The organism is Rathayibacter tanaceti, from assembly GCF_001634385.1.
Lineage (GTDB): Bacteria > Actinomycetota > Actinomycetes > Actinomycetales > Microbacteriaceae > Rathayibacter > Rathayibacter tanaceti.
The window spans coordinates 1-4,697 of sequence record NZ_LIIN01000166.1; the positions used below are offsets into that span (position 1 = coordinate 1).

Consider the following 4,697-nt stretch of genomic DNA (forward strand, 5'->3'; position numbering starts at 1 on the left):
AGCCGGCCGGCGATGCTCAGCAGGAGTGCGGTGCGGCCCGAGCGGTGCGGCCCGTGCACGACGAGCGAGGCGCCGGCCGCACCCGCACCGAGACGTCGCGGTAGATCGGCCCGTCGGGCCCTTCGAGGTGCAGGCCCTCGGCGGCGACCGCGTCGGTCGCGCCGGGCTCCGGCCAATCGGCGAGCGCGAGCTCCTTGGTGAGCCCCTCGCCCTCGACGTCGAAGGAGGGGAGGATGCGGTCGAGCCAGCGCGGCATGTGCCACGCGCGGTCGCCGAGCAGATGCAGCACGGCCGGCACCAGCGTCATCCGGACGATGAACGCGTCGACGAAGACGCCGACGGCCAGGCCGAGCGCGATCGGCTTGATGTTGGTGTCCCCCTCCGGCACGAAGGCGGCGAAGACCGAGAACATGATGATCGCGGCGGCCGTGACCACCTTGGCCGAGCCGACGAATCCCGACTCGACGGCGGCGCGCGCCGGACGGCCGTGCACGTAGTCCTCGCGCATCCGCGAGACCAGGAACACCTCGTAGTCCATCGCCAGGCCGAAGAGCACGCCCATCAGGATGATCGGCATGAAGCTGATGATCGGACCCGTCTTGTCCACGTGCAGCGCGTCCGAGAACCAGCCCCACTCGAACACCGCGGCCACAGCGCCGAAGGAGGCGCCGACCGAGAGCAGATAGCCCAGCGTCGCCTTGATCGGCACCCAGAGCGAGCGGAACACCATCGTCAGCAGCACCAGGGACAGGCCGACCACGAGCAGGCCGAAAGGCAGGAGCGCTGTGGCGAGCGTGTCCGAGATGTCGATGCCGACCGCCGTCTGGCCGGTCACCGCCAGGTCGACGCCGTACTCCTCCTGGAAGGAGTCGTGCTTGTCACGGATCTCGGCGACCAGCGCCTTGGTCGCCTCGGAATCGGGGCCGCCCTCGGGGATCACCTGGATGATCCCGGTGTCGGCGGTCTCGTTCGGTGTCGCGAGGGGCACCGAGGCGACGCCGTCGAGCCTCTCGATCTCGCCCTTGAGGTCGTTCATCAGGCCGAGCGGATCGGTCGAGCCGATGATCGTGCCGGTGACGATGAGCGGGCCGTTGTAGCCGGCTCCGAAGTTCTCGGCGAGGAGGTCGTAGGTGGTGCGCGCGGGCGTGCCCTCGGCCTGGTAGCCCGCGTCGGGCAGGGCGAGGCGCAGGCTGAGCGCCGGGATGCTGGCGACGCCGAGAACGCCGATCACCGCGATGATCGTGACGATCGGGAAGCGGGTGACGACCCGCACCCAGCCGCGGAAGAAGCCGCGCGGGACCTCGGCGTGCGCGTGCGAGCCGGGGGAGGGGACGACCGCGTCCTCGGGAGCCTCCGTGTCGGCGTGGCTGCCCGAGGCGGCTGCGGCCTTCGCGGCCCGCTTCTTCGCCCGGCGCTCCTTGGGTCGGAGGCGCGCGCCCGCGAATCCGAGCAGCGCGGGAGTGAGGGTGAGGGCGATGATCACGGCGATCGCGACTCCGCCCGCCGCCGCGATGCCCATGGTGGTGAGGAAGGGGATGCCCGCGACCGAGAGGCCGACCAGAGCGATGATGACGGTCAGGCCGGCGAACACGACCGCGGAGCCGGCGGTCGCCGTCGCGCGAGCGGTCGACTCCTCCGGGTCCATGCCCTGCCGCAGCTGGTCCTGGTGGCGGCTGATGATGAACAGGGCGTAGTCGATCCCGACCGCGAGACCCAGCATCAGCGCCAGCAGCGGGGTGGTCGACGAGATCGACGCGAAGCGGGTGGCGATGAAGATCGCCGACATCGAGAGCGCCACGCCGAGCAGCGCGGTGACCAGGGGCATCCCGGCGGCCAGGAACGAGCCGAAGGTGAGCACGAGCACGACCAGGGCGACGACGAGGCCGATCGCCTCGGTGATCGTGACGCCGGGGAGGTTCTGCGCGAAGAGGTCGCCGCCCAGAGAGACGACGGAGCCGGCCGGCAGCGCCGCCTCCAGCGTCGTCGCCTCTGCCTTCAGCGCGTCTCGGCTGGCGGCGCTCGTCGTGGTGGCCGAGCCGTCCATCTGGGCGGTGATGACGAGCGCATTCCCCGCCTCCGAGATCGTGCCGGAGACACTGTCGGAGTAGGGGTCGGTGACCGCGGCGACCTCGTCCACATCGCCGAGGGCGGTGACCGCGGCGCTGACCGGGTCCTTGATGTCGGCGTCCTGGACGCTGCCTCCCTCCGGGGCGACCACGACGTAGCGCGCCGAGGTGCCGCTCACCTGCGGGAAGGTGCGCTCGAGCTGGTCGAGCGCGGTCTGCGACTGCGTGCCCGGGATCGAGAAGGTGTTGTCGGTGCCCTGGTTCAACAGCAGGGCGCCTCCTCCGCCGGCGACGACGATGAGCAGCCAGAGCACGGCGACGAGGCGGTGGGCGCGGTACACGCGACGACCGAGACGGTAGAGCAGCGACGACACGCGGTCTCCTGACGGTGAGGGGGAGGAAGGCGATACGTCTCTGTACCTGCGGAGCAGGACTCCGATACACGAGCGTATCCGATACAGCAGCGTATTGGATACGTGGATGTATCGGATACAGTGAGGTCGTCGCAGGCAGCGACCGGCAGGAGGCGACGATGACCGCGATCGACGCCACCCCTCCCGAGACTCCGCGCCGCAGCCGCACGCGCGAGCGGCTGCTCGACGCGGCCTACGACGTCTTCGCCGAGACCGGAGTGCACTCCGCCTCCGTCGAGCAGATCTGCGAGCGCGCCGGATTCTCGCGCGGCGCCTTCTACTCCAACTTCTCCTCGAAGGAGGAGCTGTTCTTCGCACTGATGGAGCGAGAGAACGGCGCCCGGGTGACCGCTCTCGTCGAGCAGATGGGGCGCACGATCCCCAAGATCGTCGACTCGGACGAGCCGCTGACCGCCGAGAGGCTCGCGGTCGTGATCCTCGACTTCCTCCAGGGGCCCGTCACCGACAGTCGACGCTGGTGCGTGGTTGAGTCGGAGTTCGAGCTGCTCGCGCTGCGGGACGCGCGCATCGCGCCGCAGTACCGCGACTTCCGGGCCGGCTTCGACGCCTCCCTCGTGCAGATCGTGCACGGTGCGCTGCACCACGTGGGCCGCGAGTTCTCGCTTGAGCCGCGGACGGCGGTGCGCCTGCTGATCGCGGGCTACGACGACGCGGTGAAGCAGTCGATCCTCGAGGACGAGTCGGAGGCGGCGGCGCTCGAGCGGTTGCGGACGACGCTCACGGCGATCGTTCTCGCGACCTCGGTCGCCGACACCTGAGCGGCGCTATTCGAGGCGCTGTTCGAGGCGGATGGCGTCAAGAACGAAGGAAGGATTCGACTCGACGCCCGCCAACCCGCGCGGATCGGGATCGGGATCGACATCCTTCCTTCGTTCTTCACCGCATCGTGCTCGGAACCGTCGACGTCCGCGCCCGGACCACGCCCCGGCTCGCGACTCCTGCGCAGTCCAGGCGGTCGGGCGGTCACCAGGCGTAGTCCTCCGGGGCGGTCCGGTGGCCGGGGAAGATCTCGTCGAGGCGGGCGAGCGCTGCGGAGTCGAGCGTGATGTCGACGGCGGCGACCGCGCTCTCCAGCTGCTTGAGCGTGCGCGGGCCGGTGATCGGTCCGGTGACGGCGGGCTGGTGCAGGAGCCAGGCCAGGGCCAGCTCGCCGGGCGCCTCGCCCCGCTCGCGCGCGAACGCCTCCCACTGCTCGAGGGCGGGACGGTGCTGCTCGATCGCGGCGAGGGTGCGCTCGGAGGAGCGGCGCCCGCCCTCCGCGGTCTTCTCGAGCACGCCGCCGAGCAGACCACCCTGGAGCGGAGACCACGGGATGACACCGAGCCCATAGTGCAGCGCGGCGGGCAGGACCTCCCGCTCGACATTGCGTACGAGCAGGTTGTAGATCGACTGCTCGGAGGCGAGGCCGGTGAAGTGGCGGGCGCGCGCCGCCTCCTGGGCCTGCGCGAGGTGCCAGCCGGCGAAGTTGCTGGAGCCGACGTAGAGGACCTTGCCCTGCTGCACGGCCACCTCCATCGCCTGCCAGATCTCGTCCCACGGGGTCGTCCGGTCGACGTGGTGGAACTGGTAGAGGTCGATGTGGTCGGTCTGGAGGCGCCGCAGGCTCTCGTCGAGCGCGCGGCGCAGGCTGAGGGCCGAGAGTCGGCCGCCGTTGGGCCAGGAGTCGCGGCCGCGCTCGGCTCCGGGAGCGGCGAACTCGCCCATGTCGCCGAAGACCTTGGTCGCGAGGACCGTGCGCTCGCGGCGCTCGCCGCCCTGGGCGAACCAGCGGCCCACGATCTCCTCGGTGGCTCCGCGGCCGGCGTCGCCTCCATAGACGTTGGCGGTGTCGAAGAAGTTGACGCCCAGCTCGTGCGCGCGATCCATGATCGCGAACGAGTCGGACTCCTCGGTCTGCATGCCGAAGTTCATGGTGCCGAGGACGGTGCGGGAGACGGACAGGCCGGTGCGGCCGAGAGACGTGTACTGCATGGTTCCAGTTGACGCCGGTTCGGGCCGGGTGTCCACCGGTTGTCCGGTAGGGGACGGACGAGAGAGGAAGTGCCCGGGGTGCTGCGGCGGGTGGTCCCCTGGCCGGGCGCGGTGCCGCCTGGCCGCGCGGGCGCCGGGCTAGAGTCGCGGCATGGTCCGGACGACGCAGCGCCTCGTGATCCCTCTCGCCGCGGTGATCCTGCTCGCCGGCTGCACGGCGGAGCCG

The 4,697-nt window shown here is 70.9% G+C and carries 3 protein-coding genes; 1 reads left to right on the forward strand and 2 read right to left on the reverse strand.

What is annotated here, in order from left to right:
- Positions 1-16: 16 nt before the first annotated feature.
- On the reverse strand, positions 17-2,440 hold the full coding sequence (locus ACH61_RS14000) for an MMPL family transporter (RefSeq protein ID WP_068213149.1): 2,424 nt from the start codon (positions 2,438-2,440) through the stop codon (positions 17-19).
- 158 nt (positions 2,441-2,598) lie between these two features.
- On the opposite strand from ACH61_RS14000, the gene ACH61_RS14005 reads away from it, so the two are divergent.
- Complete coding sequence (locus ACH61_RS14005) at positions 2,599-3,258, forward strand: TetR/AcrR family transcriptional regulator (protein WP_068213161.1); 660 nt, start codon at positions 2,599-2,601, stop codon at positions 3,256-3,258.
- 205 nt (positions 3,259-3,463) lie between these two features.
- Here the strand turns inward: ACH61_RS14005 and ACH61_RS14010 are convergent, their stop codons facing one another.
- Positions 3,464-4,471: an aldo/keto reductase gene (locus ACH61_RS14010; RefSeq protein WP_068213164.1), complete on the reverse strand. Its 1,008-nt coding sequence runs from the start codon at positions 4,469-4,471 to the stop codon at positions 3,464-3,466.
- Between the last annotated feature and the right edge of the window lie 226 nt (positions 4,472-4,697).

Coding starts and splice junctions, on each gene's coding strand:
- ACH61_RS14005 (WP_068213161.1), top strand. CDS start 2,599: ATGACCGCGATCGACGCCACCCCTCCCGAGACTCCGCGCCGCAGCCGC.
- ACH61_RS14010 (WP_068213164.1), bottom strand. CDS start 4,471: ATGCAGTACACGTCTCTCGGCCGCACCGGCCTGTCCGTCTCCCGCACC.